Source organism: Bartonella heixiaziensis, from assembly GCF_046245125.2.
GTDB classification, from domain to species: Bacteria; Pseudomonadota; Alphaproteobacteria; order Rhizobiales; family Rhizobiaceae; genus Bartonella; species Bartonella heixiaziensis.
The window spans coordinates 837354-857379 of the sequence record NZ_CP176404.1 but is presented as its reverse complement, the minus strand read 5'-3'; the positions used below and the strand labels follow the sequence as shown (position 1 = coordinate 857379).

Here is a 20026-nt window from a genome sequence, read left to right as displayed (position 1 = left end):
ATGCAAACTGAAATAATAGCGCAATTAGTGTTAATTTTTCCAGAGCTTTTAATAGCATTGGGGGCGATCGTTTTGCTTTTGATTGGTGTATATTCCAATGTACGTTCTTCTTTAACTGTGACTGGCTTAGCCATTGCCCTTTTTGTCGCAACTATTATTATTATTGTTGTTTTTCCGAAAAGTGGCTTATTTCAAAATAATGCGCTTATTATCGATTCTTTCGGCCGTTATATGAAAATTTTAACGCTTATTGGTGCGCTCTTTGCTCTTATTATGTCTGTTAATTTTTCCTGTAATCATAAGTTTGATGTATTTGAATTTCCGGTACTCGTTCTTTTAGCAACTCTTGGCATGATGCTCATGATCTCAGCTGGTAATATGCTATCGCTTTATATGGGGTTGGAACTACAATCTTTAGCTTTATATGTTTTAGCGGCGATTAATCGTGACAATGTAAAATCTTCTGAAGCTGGTATAAAATATTTTGTTTTAGGAGCATTATCTTCAGGACTCTTGCTTTATGGTATTTCATTGCTTTATGGTTTTACGGGTCAAATTGGTTTTCACGAAATTGCTGTTGCTTTAAAAGGTGAAAATTTACAATTGGGAGTTATCTTTGGAATTGTCTTTATTTTAGCTGGTTTGGCTTTTAAAATTTCAGCGGTTCCGTTTCATATGTGGACGCCTGATGTTTACGAAGGAGCACCAACACCAATTACAGCATTTTTTGCTGGCGCTCCTAAAGTTGCGGCAATGGCATTAATCGTTCGTATTATTGTTATGACCTTCATTCCACTAGAGAGTACCGATGGTTCTATGCCTGCATGGCAGCAGATTTTGGTGTTCATGGCGATTGCATCAATGATACTGGGTGCATTTGCTGCAATTGGTCAAAGTAATATTAAGCGTTTAATGGCGTATTCATCGATCAGTCATATGGGATATGCGCTTGTTGGTTTAGCCGCTGGAGATGTACTTGGGGTAAAAAGCGTTATTCTTTATATGACTATTTATCTTGGAATGACGATTGGTTCATTTGCATTTATTCTTGGGATGCGGTCTGATGGTGGAAATGTTGAAAATATTTATGATCTTTCAGGATTGGTAAAGACAAATCCGTTTATGGCTGTTGTGATGACAATACAGCTTTTTTCTTTAGCAAGCATACCTCCTATGGCTGGTTTTTTTGGAAAGTGGTATACATTTTCTGCGGCTGTTCATGCTGGACTTACTCCACTTGCTGTCGTTGGTATGATAGCGTCTGTTGTTGGGGCTTTTTACTATTTGCGAGTCATTAAAATTATGTGGTTCGATGAAGCAAAAGCATATTTTATTGCTTTGTCGAGTGAACTTCGATTTTGTCTCGGTCTTTCTGCATTATTCATTTTATTTTATACGCTTTTTGGAATTTGGTTTGCTGAGTTGGCAGAAAAAGCAGCAACTGCATTGTTTTAATGAATATGGTTTATATCTTATCAAATTTTGCACAAAAACAAGGATACACTGTTGAATCGTACGGAACTGTTGATTCAACAAATCTCGTTGCACAACGAAAAGCGCAAGCTGGTCATAAAGGTTATCTTTGGATTGTTGCACAAGAACAGTCACAGGGAAGAGCAAGAAGAGGGAGGACATGGTCTAGTCCGAAAGGAAATCTTTATTCTAGCCTTTTATTAACTGATGATATTGTTCATCAAACTGCTGCTCAGCTTGGTTTCGTTGCTGGAATAAGCGTGGTAGAAGCAATAAAACAATTTATAAAAGATAAAACGCAAACAAACAGTATCGTTAGCTTAAAATGGCCAAATGATATTTTGTTACAAGGAGCTAAAAGCTCAGGAGTTTTACTTGAAATTTTTAAGTTGCCATCACAACAGTATGCTCTGGTTATTGGTATTGGAATAAATGTAAAATATAATTATGAGGATGCACCATATCCTACTTCAAGCCTAAAAAATATTAATTTGCATGTTGAAGCAGAACAGATATTTACGGTTTTAACGGAGTCTTTTTCTAAAAATTATCTCCTTTGGAAACAATCAGGAGGATGCGATATAATCCGCGAAAAATGGCTTTTATATTCTGCTCATCTTGGGCAGTATGTCAAAATAATCAATGATGAAAAAATCATCGAGGGTATTTTTGATGGTCTTGATAATGATTTTAACTGCATCATAAAACAAAAAAATGGTCAGCAAGCAATTATAACAGCTGGAGATGTCCATTTTGGTTCGGCTGCTTCTGCTCATGCAGGTCGTTATTAATTGATATAGTTTTATTTCACCATCAGATTATCTTAATGGTTTAGGAGATGTTTATGATTGCGGCCAACGAGAATGAATTTGTTTTTTTACCTTTAGGAGGAGTAGGTGAAATAGGAATGAATCTCGCTGCTTATGGATTTGGTCCCCAAAATCTTCGTGAATGGCTGCTTGTTGATATGGGCGTTAGTTTTGCTGGACCTGAATTACCGGGAGCAGATCTTATTTTGCCTGATATTCGTTTTCTAGAAAGTGAAAAACACAATATCTGTGGTCTTGTTTTGACCCATGCTCATGAAGATCATTATGGTGCTGTCCTTGATTTATTACCAAAGCTTAAAGTTCCACTTTACTGTACTCCTTTTACAGCAGGATTATTGGAGAGTAAAAGGCAATCAGATTTTGGATCTCATAAAATTTCATTCAATATTTTTCAAGCTGGTGATTGTTTTCAGGTTGGTTCCTTTGCAATCGAGGCTATTGCTGTTAGTCATTCAATTCCAGAATCTGTCTCTTTGGCAATTACAACATCTTTAGGTACTGTGATTCATACTGGTGATTGGAAAATTGATCATACACCTTCGCTTGGGGCTGTAACAGATGAAAAACGGTTTCGCGCTTTAGGCAAAAAAGGTGTTTTAGCATTGCTTTGTGATTCCACGAATGCGTGTCGAGATGGTATATCACCATCAGAGCAACAAGTTCGGACAAGTCTCTCTGAAATTCTTTCAAAAGCTGAAGGGCGTGTTGCATTTGCTACTTTTGCATCTAATGTTGGTCGAATACGTTCAATTGCTCTTGCAGCTGAATCTGTTGGGCGCCGAGTTCTTATCATTGGGCGTTCTCTTAAGCGAAGTATTATGGTTGCGCAAGAGCTTGGTTATATGGACGGTTTAGCGCCATTTGTTTCGGAAGAAGATTATGGTTCCATCCCGCGAAAAGATATCGTTTTAATTGTAACCGGCAGTCAAGGTGAGCCACGTGCTGCCTTAGCAAAACTGTCGCGAAATGAAATGAGAAATATTGCACTTTCTGCTGGTGATACCGTTATTTATTCTTCACGGAGTATTCCAGGAAATGAAAAATCTATTCTTGAGATACAAAATCGTTTCATAGACTTGGGAATTAAAACGATTACAAATGAAGATGCTCTTGTTCACGTTTCAGGACATCCTCGTCGTTTAGAACTTTTACAGATGTATGATTGGGTAAAGCCACAGATACTTGTCCCTGTACATGGTGAGGCGATGCATCTTGCTGCTCAAGCAGCTTTAGCACGTGAAGCAGGTATTAAGATTATTGCTGATATTAGAAATGGTAGTATGCTGCGTTTTGTACCAGAGCCTGTAGACATTATTGATCAAGTCCCCGTTGGTCGGATCTATAAGGATGGTTGTCTTATTGGTGATGAAGATGCATTAGGGATTCGTGAGCGTCGCAAATTAAGTTATGCTGGCTATGTTGCTGTTTCTTTCCAAATAAATAGCAAACACGATCTAGAGGGGGATATTGGTTTGGCCACATCTGGTTTACCTGAAACTAATGGAAAAGGCGAACGTTTGAAAGATATTCTTTTAGATGTTGTGGAAAATACATTTTACAACATTCCGCGCGTTAAAAGAAAAAATAATGAACTTATGCGAGAAGCAATACGGCGCGCAGTGAGAGCGGCCGTTAATGAAGTTTGGCGAAAAAAGCCTATCTGCACAGTCTTTTTACACCGCTCGAAATAAAGCATTCTCATATTACGTTATTTTGTTTTAATGAAAGAAAGAGAATTATCAGATCATTTTATAGCTAAAAATAAGAAAAGAGAGCACATAAATTTTTCCACAAGGCAACCGTTATGTTTGCAAGCATTGAGAATGTAGTTATAGATAAACGTATGTATACTTAAAGTGTTTTGAAACGATTGGCTTAGTTAGGAGTTAGTTATTTAATGCGTCTTACTCAATATTTCCTTCCACTTTTAAAAGAGAATCCTAAGGAGGCAGAGATTGTTTCGCATCGGCTCATGTTGCGTGCCGGTATGATTCGCCAACAAACATCAGGAATTTATTCTTGGCTTCCCTTGGGAAAAAAAGTGCTTGATAAAGTTTGTAAAATTATTCGTGAGGAGCAAGAACGTGCAGGTGCTATAGAAATATTGATGCCTACACTCCAATCTGCCGATCTTTGGCGTGAAAGTGGTCGTTATGATGATTATGGTTTAGAAATGCTCCGCATTAAAGATCGTCAAAAACGTGATTTGCTTTATGGTCCGACAAACGAAGAGATGGTAACAGATATTTTCCGTTCCTATATTCGTTCTTATAAGGATCTACCACTCAACTTGTACCATATTCAATGGAAGTTTCGTGATGAAATCCGTCCACGTTTTGGTGTGATGCGCTCACGAGAGTTTTTAATGAAAGATGCTTACTCTTTTGATCTTGATTATGAGGGTTCTAAAACATCTTATAATCGAATGTTTGTTGCTTATTTACGTACTTTTTCTTGTCTTGGCTTAAGAGCAATTCCCATGCGTGCTGATACGGGCCCAATTGGGGGTGAACTCAGTCATGAATTTATTATTTTGGCTGAAACGGGAGAGAGCGCTATATTTTGTGATAGACAATTTCTTGAACTTACTGTTCCAGACAGTTCGGTTGATTTTAGAGATAAAGCTGTTTTAGCTGATATCGTTAAACAGTGGACGTCTTTTTATGCAGCAACAGAAGAAATGCATAATGAAGAAGAGTGGGCTAAAATTTCTGAAAATAAGCGCCTCTCAGCGCGGGGCATTGAAGTAGGGCATATTTTTCACTTTGGCACGAAATATTCTGCTCCAATGGGAGCTAAGGTTATGGGACAAAATGGAAAAGAACATATTGTTTCTATGGGATCTTATGGTATCGGGCCTTCACGTCTTGTTGCGGCAGCTATTGAGGCTTCTCATGACGAAAATGGTATTATTTGGCCAAAGTCTATCGCACCATTCGATTTTGGTATCATTAATATGAAACCAGAGGATGAAAAATGTACACAGACATGTGAAATGCTCTATCAAGGATTAAGGCGTGCTGGTTTTGATCCATTATTAGATGATAGAAATGAACGTCCCGGAACCAAATTTGCAACAATGGATTTAATTGGCTTACCAACACAAATAATTGTTGGGCCTAAAAGCATTGCGCAAAATGAAGTTGAAATGAAAGATCGAAAAACAGGTGTTAAAAAATCTCTAACGGTTGAAGCTGTACTCAATCAGTTTTCTGTGTTTTGATAGGCAATATTATGAAGTGGTTGAGCAGTAAATGGTTTTCATCTTATGAATGGATGATTGCTTTTCGTTATATGATTCCTAATAAAAAACATGTCGTTGCATCTGTTATTTCAATCATTTCTCTCATTGGGATTATGTTAGGAGTATTTGCTCTTGTTGTTGTTATGGCCGTGATGAATGGTTTTCGTACAGAGCTTCTCAATCGTATTCTTGGCATGAACGGGCACCTTATTGTTCAAACCATTGATTCTGGTTTTCCCAATTATAATGCTCTTATTTCTTCTTTAGAGTCTGTAGAAGGTATAAAGTTTGCATTACCTGTCATTGAAGGTCAAGCACTTGTGCAGGGTGAACTTCAAGGAGGATCTGGTGCTTTAGTTCGTGGTATGCGCAAACAAGATTTGGAAAAGCTGAAAACGATTTCTCAAAATATTAGGTTAGGTTCACTTGCTCAATTTGATCAAGAAGAAGGTGTTGCAATTGGAAGTGGTTTGGCAACAAAATTGGGACTTACAGTTGGGAGTGATCTTCGTATCATTACACCAGATGGTGATGAGACTCCTTTTGGAATTACCCCACGTGTTAAAGCTTACAAAGTAACTGCTATTTTTGAAGTCGGTATGTCTGAATATGATTCAATATTCGTTTTTATGCCTCTCCATGAAGCACAAATGTTTTTTAATTTGGGGGATAAAGTTCAGTCTTTAGAGTTATTTTTGAATAATCCTGATGCTGTTGATCGAATAAAACCAATTGTAGAGAAAGCGGTTGGTCAACAGGTCTATTTAATTGATTGGCGCGAGCGCAATCAGGCTTTTTTTTCAGCCTTACAGATTGAACGCAATGTTATGTTTTTCATTCTTTCTCTTATTGTCCTTGTTGCTGCTTTGAATATTATTTCAGGGTTGATTATGCTTGTAAAAGATAAAAGCCATGATATTGCCATTTTGCGCACGATGGGCGCACAACAAGGTGCGATTTTGCGTATATTTATTGTCACTGGTATGATGATTGGATTTCTTGGAACAATATTGGGCTTAATTTTTGGTGTCATAGCGACTGCGAATATCAATCATATTCAAGATTTTGTCTCTTGGTTATTTAATGTTGATGTTTTTAATCCTCAACTTTACTTTTTAACAAAATTGCCTGCACACATTGAGTGGGGAGAGACAATTCTAGTTGCTGTAATGGCTTTATTTTTGTCATTCCTTGCCGCCCTCATTCCGGCATGGCGTGCTGCTAAGTTAGATCCCGTGCAAGCTTTGAGGTATGAATAATGGCAGCTATTTTAGAACTTGTAGAGATTGAGCGACATTTTTTTGAGAGTAATAAACCTCTCATTATTTTAGATAAAGCGAATTTTATCCTTAATCGCGGGGAACTTGTAGCACTCGTTGCACCATCTGGTGCTGGAAAATCAACGCTTCTTCATATCGCTGGATTATTGGAAAAACCAACCGCTGGTGATGTGATGTTACGGGGTGTTTCTTGTGCAAAACGTTCTGATAGTGAGCGAACGGCTATAAGACGACATGATATCGGTTTTGTCTATCAATTTCATCATTTGCTTCCAGAATTTACAGCTCTAGAAAATATCATGATACCGCAAATGATAGCAGGATTTAAAAAATCTATAGCAGAAGATCGTGCACTTAAATTGTTGACATATTTGCGTGTTTCTCATCGCGCTAACCATCGTCCATCAGAATTATCAGGTGGTGAACAACAACGTGTTGCTATTGCGCGCGCAGTCGCAAATGGTCCTTCGGTTCTTTTAGCTGATGAGCCTACGGGGAATCTTGATCCTGTAACTTCAGCTTATGTATTTCAAGCTTTATCTGCTCTTGTTCGTCAATCTGGTCTTTCTGCTCTTATTGCGACACATAATTACGGTTTGGCTAAACAAATGCATCGCCGCATTACACTTAAGGAAAAAAAGATTATTGAACTTCCTTAACAGTAAGGGAAAAAATGTTCTACAAATTGAATATTGTATTCATATCACTTTTTATCTAATTCAAGGAGACTTTTATGACAGTTTGTGCCGTTGATAAAAATCAACTGGACGAACGTCGACGCCGATTGGTTTTTCGTGCATGGCATCGAGGTATTCGTGAAATGGATCTCATTTTAGGGCGTTATGTGGATGCCCATATTGTTGAGATGAGTGATAAAACAGTTTCTCAACTTGAACATATTATGTCTTTTGATGATCGCGATTTACTAACGTGGATTACTGGAGAAATTTCACCACCATCTGAAATAGATGGTCCACTTTTTCGTGACATTGTAAATTATCATGTCTGCATAAATTAAAATTGATTCCGATGCCTATATTTAAAAAAATTGTCATTCCTAAAAACATTTCTGTTCATACGGTCTTTGATGGCGTTACTGATGGGTTTGAAGCCTTTGCGCTTGCGAAATTGAGTTCAGAAATTGCACAAGGTAGACCACTTATCTATGTTGTCCGCGATGGAACAAAAATTGCTCATTTACAGCAAGTATTAAATTTTATTGACCCCAGTGTGCCTATACTTCAATTTCCTGGATGGGATTGTTTGCCCTATGATCGCGTGTCGCCTGGAATTGTTGTTACGGCACGTCGCCTCTCAGCGCTAGCGCATATAGCAAATTTACGTAAGAATCCACGCACTGCAATTATATTAACAACAGCGAATGCAATTATGCAAAAATTGCCTCCTCGTGAAATGATTGAGACTCAAATTATTCATGCACGTGCTGGACAGCGTATAAATATGGGGCATTTAATTCAATTTTTAGAATTCAATGGTTTTGAGCGTGTTACGGTTGTTCGTGATGTTGGTGAATTTGCCGTGAGAGGCGGAATAGTTGATATTTTTTCTCCCATTGATGTTGAACCTTTACGGCTTGATTTTTTTGGGGACACCTTAGAAACAATCCGCGTATTTGATTCAGAAACACAAAGAACAACAAGTAAAAAAAACGAATTTTTGTTACATTCGATGAGTGAGGTTGTTCTTACACCAGAACTTATCAGCCGATTTAAAAGCAATTATATCGCTACATTTGGTGTATTACAAAAGAATAATATGCTTTATGAAGCAATTTCTCAAGGACGGCGTTTTTCTGGTATGGAGCATTGGTTGCCGTTTTTTTATGAAAAACTTGATAGTTTTTTTGACCATTGTGGTAATTTACCTGTTGTTTTTGAGCATCTTACAGAAGAGGCGCTCATTGAGCGCTATCGACTTATTGAAGATTATTATAGTGCTCGTAAAGAGCGTGAAAATGATAAAGAAAATTCTGCTTCTTATCATCCAGTAGAGCCTAGCCTTCTTTATCTAACACCAGAACATGTCTTAGAATGTGCACAACAATCTGGGCAGCGTATCGATTTCACGCCTTTTAATATTCCACAAACTTTTAAAAAAACTGTTGTTCATGCGAATGTTAAGCTGGGATATGATTTTGTAGAAGAGCGTAATGCGCAAGAAAAAAATGTTTTTTCAAGTGTCGTTCATCATATTGCTTCACTACGTGCTGCTGGCAAGAAAGTTCTTTTAGCGTGTTGGAGTGAAGGGTCTCTCAACCGTTTGTTACAGGTTCTTGATGAGCATGGATTGCAAAAAATAGAGATTGTAAAATCATTACACACTGTCAAAGCAACACCACGTGATCGTATAACCGCTGCTGTTATAATGATTGAGCACGGTTTTGAAGTGGAAGATTTTGTTATTATAGCAGAGCAAGATATCCTTGGTGATCGATTAATAAGAACGCCAAGACGACGGAAACACAATAAAAATTTTATTTCTGAAATTGCCGCTTTAAATTCTGGCGATATCGTTGTGCATATTGACCATGGTATCGGACAATTTGTTGGTCTTAAGACCATTATGACAACTGGAATTTTACGCGATTGTCTTGAAATTAAGTATGCTGGAGGCGATCGGCTCTTTTTACCTATTGAAAATATCGAGCTCCTTTCACGTTATGGATCGGAGGAAACAGATGTAACATTAGATAAGTTAGGTGGAGTTGCTTGGCAGGCACGTAAAACACGGCTAAAAAAACATTTATTACAAATAGCTGGACAATTGATCCGTATCGCTGCAGAACGTGCTACCCGTTCTGCATCTGTTTTGATCCCGCCAGTTGGTGCATTTGATGAGTTCGTTGCATGTTTTCCTTATGAAGAGACAGAAGATCAAATGGATGCAATTGATGCTGTTTTAGACGATTTAGCATCAGGAAAACCAATGGATCGCTTAATATGTGGTGATGTTGGCTTTGGAAAAACAGAAGTTGCTCTTCGAAGTGCTTTTGTTGCAGCATTAAATGGGTATCAAGTTGCTGTTGTTGTGCCAACCACTTTGCTTTCACGACAACATTACAAGACTTTTCTTGGGCGGTTTCAAGGATTACCCGTTAAGATTGGCCATGCTTCAAGGCTTGTGAAAGCTAAAGAACTTGCACAAGTTAAAAAAGGGATTGCAGATGGTACAATTGATATTGTTATTGGAACCCATGCATTATTAAGTGATGCAGTCAATTTTTCACGGTTAGGACTTCTTATTATTGATGAGGAGCAGCATTTTGGCGTAAAACATAAAGAACGTTTAAAAGAAATAAAAAGTGATATTCATGTTCTTACACTTTCCGCAACACCTATACCACGCACTTTAGGGTTAGCATTATCGGGTGTACGTGAGCTTTCATTGATAACAACGCCCCCCATTGATAGAATGGCAGTGCGTACTTTTATTTCACCTTTTGATGAACTTGTTATACGAGAAACCCTGCTTCGAGAATATTACCGTGGCGGACAAAGTTTTTATGTTTGTCCACGTATTTCTGATCTTGCCTTTGTGGAAGAATATCTCAAAACGCATGTTTCTGAACTTAAATTTGTCGTAGCTCACGGACAAATGCCGGCTGGACAACTTGATGATATCATGAATGCATTTTATGATGGACAATATGATGTGCTGGTCTCAACAACCATTATTGAATCAGGTCTTGATATTCCAACAGCCAATACCCTAATTGTGCATCGTGCTGAGATGTTTGGCCTTTCTGCCCTTTATCAGTTACGTGGTAGGGTAGGGCGTTCAAAACAACGTGCTTATGCTCTCTTTACATTTCCTGCTGGTAAAATTTTAACAGCTGCTGCTGATCGCCGTCTTAAAGTTTTACAATCTCTTGACACCTTGGGGGCCGGTTTTCAATTGGCAAGCCATGACATGGATATCCGCGGTTCAGGCAATTTTTTAGGTGAAGAACAATCGGGGCATATCAAAGAAGTTGGATTTGAACTTTATCAAAAAATGCTTGAAGAAGCTGTTGCTGAATTAAGAGATGGAGAGCTAAATGAAGATAAGCAATGGTCTCCTCAAATTTCACTTGGTACAACAGTGATGATACCAGAAAGTTTCGTGCCTGACTTGCCATTACGTATGGGGCTTTATCGTCGTTTAACAGAACTTGATGATTTAGAACAAATTGATGAATTTGCAGCGGAGTTAATTGATCGCTTTGGTCCTTTACCGCTTGAAGTTCAACACCTTCTTAAAGTCTTTTATATCAAAACATTGTGTCGAAAAGCGCATGTAGAAAAATTGGATACTGGACCAAAGGGGATTGTTATACAGTTTCGCAATAATTATTTTGCAAATAGTGTTGCTCTTGTTCAGTGGGTTGGAAAACAAGGTTCGATGGCAAAAATTCGACCAGATCAAAGTATCGCTCTTATTCGTGATTGGTCCACAGCGGATGAAAGGCTTGTTGGAGCAGCGAATATTATGACACAGCTTGTCGAAATGGCAGAACGACATTCCATTTAGGAATTTCTTCATTGACGCAAAGTTATCGTTTATCTACTTTTCTAACTATATAATAATATTTAATTTTATAGTAAATTTTTTCTGATATATTGTTGATAATTATTAATTTTAATAAATATTTAATTTAAATAATAAAATAATTCAAATGGAGTAATATTAATTATATTATGTGTTTATTACATTTTATAGTACTAAAAATATATAATTATAATATTATTACTTAATTGTTTTGCAAGATATGGTTATAAAAATAAGATATGATAGGATTATACATAAACAAAAACCGTTTAAGCTTGAAACTGAGTGATCTAATTCTAATAAAAAAGCTCCATAAAGAAAATAATAAAAATTATCCAAAAATGTTGGAATTTCATGCATTTCTATACCAATTATCAGAGCTATAAAAATTAAAAGAAGAATTTATAAATATAAAGAAAAGTTTAAAATAATAAGAGTTAAAGAATTATACAGAAGTTTACTTTAATCATATTGCAATATTGTTTTGTTTATGTAATCTTATCTTATTCCATTGCATTAGGTATCTTATGTATAAATTTCATAAAAAGCCAATGTATAAAAGGGGGATGCTGCACATGAGTGTATAAGGTTTAATTAGCTTTTGGTAGCTTTCTTTCTCGAAATTTGACTTTTCTCTTTGTATTGAAGTAAGAGGCATAAAAGAGGTGTCGTTTCATTGATTTAATTTAAGATACTTTAAAAATTATATGTAATATTCCTCATGTTGGGGTTATTGTAAAAGCGCGTTGAAAGGATTAACTTAATCATGTCGCATAAAAATGTCTATTTGGCTGTTTCAGTATTAGCTGGGGCCGTTTCCCTTTTTCTTACCACCCATATTCCTGCGAATGCACAAACTTTATCTCAAGGCTGGTACAAGGTTTGCAGTAAGCAGCATGATGTTGATATTTGTAATACAATGAACACTGTTGTATCAAATACTGGACAACCTTTGACGGCTTTTAATCTTGTTGAAATAAAAGGGAAACAAAATGAGAGACGTATAGGTATTCAGGTGCCTACAGGTCGTTTTTTGCCAGAAGGGATCCATATCCAAATTGGAGAGGATTTTTCTAAAAAAGTTCCTTATATTATTTGTAATGGGCCAAGTTGTATTGCCAATGATGTCTTAGATGATAAGCTCATTGCTGCTATGAAAAGTGGCTCAAAAATGGTTGTAACCACAATTAATTTCCGTGGTTCAGCTAATCCTATTGAATTTTCTCTTAATGGATTTACAGCTGCATACACAGGCCCCGGTATAGAGGAAAAAGATTTTCAACAAGAGCAAATAAAATTGCAACAAGCTATTCAATCAAAGCAAAAAGAGATTGAAGATCGTATGCGGGCTGAGCAAGAAAAAGCTAAGCAAAAACAATAAATACGAGACATGGAAGAGCATTTTTGAAGCTTTTTCTATGTCTTTCTTATTTAAACCGTCACAAAATATGTGGCGGTTTTTTTTATCTTAACTTTTAGAAAGAGTTTTGCGTTTCCACCAACCAATACGCTGTGTTTTTGGAGTATCGTCAGGTATTGATGATATAACAACGGGTTGGTTATCCGTCTCCTCAATTTTTGAGGGAGCTGACTCGATAACTTTGTCTATTACAGTTTTTTTCTCTGATAATTCTTGTTTTTGTGTTGCTTCTTTAGAGGGTGATTTTTGGCGTGTTTTACGTGTTGACTTTTTACCACTTGGAGAAGCTTTTTCTTCTTCTTTATCAGTGGATTTATCCAGTTTTTTTGTTTTCACTTTATCTATCGAACTGGTTGTAGATTTTTCTTCAACAGGTTTTGGTGTTTCTACACTCTGATCATTTTCAAGGATTTGCTGATTTTGTATTGTTTTTGAAGAACGCGCTCTACGCTTTTTAGGTTTAGCAACCATATCAACTTTTATAGCTTCATCATGTTGTATAGTTGAGGATTGTGTATCGGTTTTTACTTCCTCAAATTCTACAGGCTTAGCGGCTTGAACACGGCGTTTACGGTGTTCTGCTTTAATTTCTACTAAGGCCTGCTTGGCAAAATCTCCCACTGGCTCTGCATAAGGAGTACGAAGTTGATAAAAATTACTATCCTGATTACGGCGACCGCCACGACGTCCCCGACGACGTCCCCGACGACGGAAATCATCATTTGACATATCGTCTTTTTTATGAACAGTGGAGAGAGAATTACCATCAATCTCACTTTGACGATTTTTACGTCGACGTTTCTGGTTTGTTTCAACGGATGTTTTATCTTCTATAGGTTCGCTCTCTATTAAGATCGTATCTTCAATTTCTTCTTTACTATCTTCTTCAAAAAACAATGGAGGCTGAGAAACTGCCTCAGCTATTGTACCCTTAGAAATAATGAGATGTTGCGTTCCAATGCTATCATCTGCTTCAATACTAATATTAAGCTTAAAGCGCGCTTCTAGATTAACCAGAATATTACGTTTATGATTTAATACGTAAAGTGCCGTTGTTACGGGTGTACGCACAGTAATATTATGTTGCGGATTATGCAGAAGATATTCTTCAATTGAACGCATGACATGTAAAGCAATTGATGATTCAGATCGTATATTTCCTGTTCCAGCGCAATGCGGGCAGGGTTGTGTTGTACTTTCTAAAACTGATACACGAATACGTTGACGACTCATTTCCAGAAGGCCGAAATGTGAAATATGGCCAACTTGAATACGAGCACGATCACTTTTTAAGCAATCTTTCAACTTTTTTTCAACCATCCTAATATTGCGATCTTCAAGCATATCGATGAAATCAATCACAATCAGACCAGCGAGATCACGTAAGCGTAATTGACGTGCTATTTCCTCTGCTGCCTCAAGATTGGTTTGCAATGCTGTTTTTTCGACAGAGAGTTCTTTAGTGGATCGGCCAGAATTTACATCAATAGCAACAAGCGCTTCTGTTTGATTAATAACAAGATAACCACCAGATTTTAAAGAAACTTGCGGGTGCAACATTTTATCAAGTTGAATTTCGATATTATTTCGTGCGAAAATAGGGATAGGATCGCGATAAGGTTGCACAACTTTTGCATGACTTGGCATAAGCATACGCATGAAGTCTTTTGCTTCACGATATCCTTGGTCACCAGAAACAAGAATTTCATTGATATTCTTATTATAAAGGTCCCGTATAGAACGCTTTATGAGATTGCTTTCTTCATGAACAAGGCATGGTGCTGTAGATTTAAGTGTCAAAGTGCGAACCGTATCCCATAATCGCGTGAGATATTCATAATCGCGCTTAATCTCAGCTTTTGTTCTATTTGCTCCAGCAGTTCGCAGAATAACGCCCATACCCTTTGGAACGGCTAATTCTTTTACAATTTCTTTAAGGCGTTTGCGATCTTGTACATTGGTAATTTTTCGTGAAATACCACCACCGCGTGCTGTATTAGGCATTAAAACGGAATAACGACCCGCTAGGGATAAATACGTTGTGAGTGCGGCCCCCTTATTGCCACGCTCTTCCTTGATGACTTGCACCAATAAAATTTGACGTCGTTTAATCACTTCTTGAATTTTATATTGACGTCCTTGTTTACGCTGATAGGTGGGGAGTTCTTCGCGTGCATCTTCTGCACCAACCATTTCGATTTCATCGTGAGAAACATTTGTAAATGCTTCTTCTGCATCATCAGTTGTTATTGCAGCGGATGTGATATCGTTTTCAACATCTGCTGCCATGATGCTGTTTTTCTCATTTTTTGTTTTTCTGGAGCGTTTTTTATTTTTGTTTGTTTCTTCAATGAGAGCATCAGCATGATTTTCTCCTACAGCAGCCTTTTCCTCTTCTTCAAGAAGAGCGAGGCGATCAGCGATAGGAATTTGATAATAATCAGGATGAATTTCAGAAAATGTCAAAAAACCATGGCGATTACCACCATATTCGACAAAAGCTGCTTGAAGAGACGGTTCTACACGGGTAATACGCGCTAGATAAATATTGCCCTTAAGCTGCTTTTTATGTTCTGACTCAAAATCAAGTTCTTCAATTTTGTTGCCGTGAACAACAACAACACGTGTTTCCTCTGGGTGGGAGGCATCTATAAGCATTTTGTTTGACATAAGTTAAAATCCTGAAGGCGACATACGCAACTTTATTCAAACGAACAGTATGGTTATTCGTAAACATAAAGGGCTGTCTGCCATAAAAGGGGGATACCAGTAAAACAGAATGGGGCACTGCGTGTAGATGCATGATTGCACTTACAGCATTTCTCATTATCATCTCCATCTGTTTTGTATGACTCATAATTTTGTAAGTCTCCGGCAAAACAATCTTTAAAATAGTTCGGATATCCGAACCAGCGAATCTTAAATAACGCAATCCTAGCTCTATGACATAAAGATTTTTTATCCATAAAAGCCTTTACGTGTAACATACAACAGACCTTCTAAAGACAACTTAATATGGACTATAAATAAATTAGACGGCCATTATTGTTTAGGAAGCGTGAGTATTCTTTTATGTTGATATCATGCTTTTGGCAAGTAACAATATCGATGTATGCCATTATAATGTCCTTATTGCCTTAATTTCGTTTTTTTTTGTTATACTTGAAAAATTCAGCATTTATTGAAAAATAGAGCATAAATTCATTGTATTACTTTTATACGATTGAGATGAGATGTTGTTAATGTAGAGTAGAGTATTTTGCTTATGATAAAAGGGTTTTTTACCAAAACGCTGAAGGCTGCCTATTGGAATGTTATTTTATACTTCATATATTATTCATTATTTTTTTTAGTATTCCAAACACATATCCAAGCTTCCGATTCCCTAAAGCTTGTCGATTTGCGAACCATTGGTGATAGTACACGCACACGTATTATTGCGGTCTTTAATGCTGAACCAAATGTTCGTTTGCAGATTTTGGATAGCCCCGCACGTTTGGTTGTTAATTTACCTGCAGTTGATTTTTCAGCACAAAATACGCCTTTTAAGAAACAAAATACATTATCAAGTATGTTATCAGGCGTGCGTTATGGTTTCTCTGATATACGGACTTCACGCATTATTTTGACAAGCAAAATTGCTTTTGTTGTTGAAAAAAGTACAATACAAAAATTAGAGAATGGTCTGTGGCAACTCCTGATTGATATTACTCGAAGCACACAAAAAAAGTTTGATGAGGTATTAAAAAAACAACAAAAAGCTATTTCCAGTAAAAAGACACAGGTAAGTCTAATACGTGATTTTCGTGTTGTTCTTGATCCTGGGCATGGTGGGATTGATGGTGGCGCGCGGGGGGGGAGTGGAATTTTAGAAAAAGATGTAACACTAGCCTTTGCACATGTACTACGAGATGAATTAAAAAAAGATTCTCATACCATCGTTAGATTAACACGCGATTCTGATATTTTTTTAAGATTAAGCGAAAGAGTTAAAAAAGCACAGGAATTTGGTGCTGATCTTTTTATATCCATTCATGCAGATACCATTGATGTGCATTCTCTTCGTGGTGCTACAGTCTATACTATATCGGACAAGGCATCTGATGTAATTGCAAAATCTTTAGCTGAAAGTGAAAACAAGGTTGATTTGCTTGATGGTTTACCCGCAGAAGAATCGCTTGAAATTACAGATATTCTGATTGATTTGACCCGCCGTGAAACACATACATTTTCGGTTAATTTTGCTAATAGTGTTATAGCTAATTTATCAAAGAATAACATCAATGTGATAAATAACCCTCATCGCTATGCTGATTTTCAAGTTTTAAAAGCTCCAGATATCCCTTCTGTTTTGATAGAGATAGGTTATTTATCGAATAAAGAAGATGAAAAATTATTAAGTAGTCCCCAATGGAGGAAACAAATGGCTGCTTCTATTGCTCATTCTATTCGTCAATTTGCTGAGTATAGGCAGAAAATTACGCAGCCTCTTTAAAATTGTGGGAAAATATAGTATCAACGTAAACTTTAGGTAAAGGATAGAAAACAATTTTTTCTTTATCTCAGTCTTGTGGTGATATCTGCCTCGTGTTAGTGAGGAGACATACTGTTGTAGCCAATTCTGAAAGAAGCAAAAGGAAGCGTTAACCATTTCGATGATAACTTTTTTTAGATACCTTTTTCGTTTTGTTCTTGCTCTTGGGGTTGTAGGAGCAGTGATACAGGGGGTGGTAGCAAAGGAGCAGATGGGTGCACTTCCTGATTATGAAGTTCTTTCGCTCTATGAACCGCCTGTGATGACGCGCGTTCATGCTGCTGATGGTAGTCTTATGGCGGAGTTTGCAACAAAACACCGCCTCTATTTACCAATTCAGTCAATACCAAAGCTTCTTAAAGACGCTTTTATTTCAGCCGAAGACAAGAATTTTTATCACCATTTCGGTTTAGATCCGGAAGGGCTTTCTAGAGCTTTGATCAATAATATCCGTAATATTGGTTCCGGAAAACGTCCAGAAGGAGCTTCAACTATTACACAACAAGTCGCTAAAAACTTCCTTTTAAGTTCTGAGACAACATTAGAACGTAAATTAAAGGAAGCTATTTTGGCAATGCGTATTGAGAAGACCTATTCGAAAGACCATATTCTCGAACTTTATCTCAATGAAATTTATCTCGGACGTGGCACTTACGGTATTGCAGCAGCTTCTTTGACTTATTTCAATAAATCTGTCAATGATCTTACTTTAGAGCAGTGTGCTTATTTAGCTGCTCTTCCGAAAGGTCCGGCAAATTATGACCCATTCAAAAATACACAACGCGCTATTAATCGGCGCAATTGGGTTATAGATCGGATGATTGCAAATGGGTATGTAACGCATGAACAAGGTGAAAAAGCTAAAGCGAAGCCTTTAGGAGCGACAATACGCGGTAGTGATAGCTATGTTTTTGCTGCTGATTATTTTACTGAAGAAGTGCGTCGTCGTTTAATGAATCGTTATGGAGCGAAAACACTTTACGAAGGTGGACTTTCAATTCGTACAACACTTGATCCGCATTTGCAACTGCTCGCTCGACGTGCTTTGCACAATGGATTAATTAAATTTGATCATTCGCAAGGATGGCGCGGAGCTTATAACCATATTGATAAGAGTGATGATTGGGGCACAGAACTTGCAAATATCACAGGGTTAAGCGATGTTCCTGAATGGCGTTTAGCTGTAGTTCTTTCTACTAACGCAAATAAAGTAGAGATTGGGTTACAGCCAAAGCGTGAAGCTTCAGGTTTATTATCAACAAAACGGGAAACAGCCGTTTTATCTGAAGCTGATTCAAAGTGGGCATTAAATGTTGTAAAAGAAAATGGATATCGAAGAGTTGTTCAGAATTTATCTCATGTCCTGCAAGTTGGAGATGTCATTTTTGTTGAAAAAGTATCAAATGCAAACAACATTTATCGTTTACAACAAATCCCAAAGGTTGAAGGTGCGGTTGTTGCTATGGAACCTCATACGGGGCGTGTTCTTGCGATGGTGGGTGGATTTTCTTTTGCGGCATCTGAGTTTAATCGTGCAACACAAGCATATCGTCAACCTGGTTCTGCTTTCAAGCCTTTTGTATATGCAGCGGCGCTCGATAATGGATATACACCAGCATCAGTTGTTCTAGATGGCCCTATCGAAATTCGTCAATATAATGGTGAGATTTGGCAACCTAAAAATTATGGTGGTACATTTGCAGGGCCTTCAACACTGCGTTATGGCATTGAACACTCTCGCAATCTTATGACAATACGACTTGCTTATGATATGGGAATGCCTCTTATAGCTGAATATGCAGAGCGTTTTGGTGTTGTAGATAAATTGCAACCTTATCTTCCCATGGCTTTAGGAGCTGGCGAAACAACAGTTTTACGAATGGTTACAGCTTATTCAGTTATCGCTAATGGAGGGCGCTCTATTAACCCTTCTTTGATAGACAGAATTCAAGATCGTTATGGAAAAACGATTTACCGTCATGATGACCGTCTCTGTGAAAATTGTCACGCTCAGGCGTGGGATAATCAAAGTGAGCCCACCTTGATTGATGAGCGGGATCAAGTTCTTGATCCTATGACGGCTTATCAGATTACATCAATGATGGAGGGAGTTGTTCAGCGTGGTACAGCTGCACGTTTACGTTTTCTCAATCGACATATCGCTGCAAAAACAGGAACCACTAATGATTCTAAAGATGTATGGTTTATGGGGTTCACTCCTGATCTTGTCGTTGGTATTTTTGTTGGTTACGATCAACCAGCACCATTAGGCTATAACGGGACAGGAAGTTCATTGGCTGCACCTATTTTTGGTGAGTTTATGGCAGAAGCTCTAAAAGGAAAACCAGATGTGCCATTTAAAATGCCAGAGGGAATGGTTTTAATGCCGATTAATCGTAAGACAGGCATGCTTGCGGAAAGAGGGGATCATGATGTCATTATAGAGGCATTTAAACCAGGAACTGGACCTGCTGATATATATCAGGTAATCGGTAGTATGGATTCTTTTCAAGAAGGTGTTCCTTCAGGAACAACTTCCCCGCAGGTCAACAAGGCTCTTGAAAGTGGTACTGGTGGGCTGTATTAAATCAATAAGAATCTCTTTTGAGATAAGTGGCGGAGTGAAATTTTATCTATTTTTTCACAGTGTAGCTACTCTAAAGAGTAGTGAATAAGGCTGTGTAAGCTGTTTTTACA

12 protein-coding genes are annotated in these 20026 nt (G+C 37.5%); 11 read left to right on the top strand and 1 reads right to left on the bottom strand.

Annotation, left to right across the window (positions count from 1 at the left end):
- The 9 genes from nuoN (at position 1) to ACKC4Y_RS03715 (ending at position 12756) form a co-directional block, all read left to right on the top strand.
- Complete coding sequence (gene nuoN, locus ACKC4Y_RS03755; RefSeq protein WP_409362029.1) at positions 1-1455, top strand: NADH-quinone oxidoreductase subunit NuoN; 1455 nt, start codon at positions 1-3, stop codon at positions 1453-1455.
- Entirely contained in the window at positions 1455-2264 is an 810-nt protein-coding gene (locus ACKC4Y_RS03750) for a biotin--[acetyl-CoA-carboxylase] ligase (protein WP_409362028.1), read from the top strand. The genes nuoN and ACKC4Y_RS03750 overlap by 1 nt, the downstream gene beginning before the upstream one ends.
- A 53-nt stretch (positions 2265-2317) precedes the next feature.
- A complete protein-coding gene (locus ACKC4Y_RS03745; protein ID WP_409362027.1) occupies positions 2318-3994 on the top strand; it encodes a ribonuclease J in 1677 nt (558 codons plus the stop codon).
- Between the two features lie 206 nt (positions 3995-4200).
- The gene (proS, locus tag ACKC4Y_RS03740; protein ID WP_409362026.1) at positions 4201-5526 is read left to right on the top strand and encodes a proline--tRNA ligase; all 1326 of its coding nucleotides are present in this window, start codon (positions 4201-4203) and stop codon (positions 5524-5526) included.
- Positions 5527-5537: 11 nt separating this feature from the next.
- Positions 5538-6806 (top strand): lipoprotein-releasing ABC transporter permease subunit, encoded by a 1269-nt coding sequence (locus ACKC4Y_RS03735; protein ID WP_409362025.1) that lies wholly within the window; start codon positions 5538-5540, stop codon positions 6804-6806.
- Positions 6806-7486, top strand: a complete 681-nt coding sequence (locus ACKC4Y_RS03730; RefSeq protein WP_409362024.1) for an ABC transporter ATP-binding protein — start codon at positions 6806-6808, stop codon at positions 7484-7486. Before ACKC4Y_RS03735 ends, ACKC4Y_RS03730 begins: the two co-directional genes overlap by 1 nt.
- Positions 7487-7560: 74 nt before the next feature.
- A complete protein-coding gene (locus tag ACKC4Y_RS03725; RefSeq protein WP_409362023.1) occupies positions 7561-7845 on the top strand; it encodes an FAD assembly factor SdhE in 285 nt (94 codons plus the stop codon).
- An 11-nt stretch (positions 7846-7856) separates the two neighbouring features.
- Entirely contained in the window at positions 7857-11357 is a 3501-nt protein-coding gene (mfd, locus tag ACKC4Y_RS03720; RefSeq protein WP_409362022.1) for a transcription-repair coupling factor, read from the top strand.
- 784 nt (positions 11358-12141) lie between these two features.
- Complete coding sequence (locus ACKC4Y_RS03715) at positions 12142-12756, top strand: invasion associated locus B family protein (protein WP_409362021.1); 615 nt, start codon at positions 12142-12144, stop codon at positions 12754-12756.
- An 87-nt stretch (positions 12757-12843) separates the two neighbouring features.
- On the opposite strand, the gene ACKC4Y_RS03710 is transcribed toward ACKC4Y_RS03715, so the two are convergent.
- Positions 12844-15465, bottom strand: a complete 2622-nt coding sequence (locus ACKC4Y_RS03710; protein WP_409362020.1) for an Rne/Rng family ribonuclease — start codon at positions 15463-15465, stop codon at positions 12844-12846.
- 595 nt (positions 15466-16060) lie between these two features.
- Between ACKC4Y_RS03710 and ACKC4Y_RS03705 the strand changes: the two genes are divergently transcribed.
- Together ACKC4Y_RS03705 and ACKC4Y_RS03700 are read left to right on the top strand one after the other, a co-directional pair.
- Positions 16061-17290, top strand: a complete 1230-nt coding sequence (locus ACKC4Y_RS03705; protein WP_409362019.1) for an N-acetylmuramoyl-L-alanine amidase — start codon at positions 16061-16063, stop codon at positions 17288-17290.
- A 160-nt stretch (positions 17291-17450) separates the two neighbouring features.
- A complete protein-coding gene (locus tag ACKC4Y_RS03700; protein WP_409362018.1) occupies positions 17451-19916 on the top strand; it encodes a penicillin-binding protein 1A in 2466 nt (821 codons plus the stop codon).
- Positions 19917-20026 lie beyond the last annotated feature (110 nt).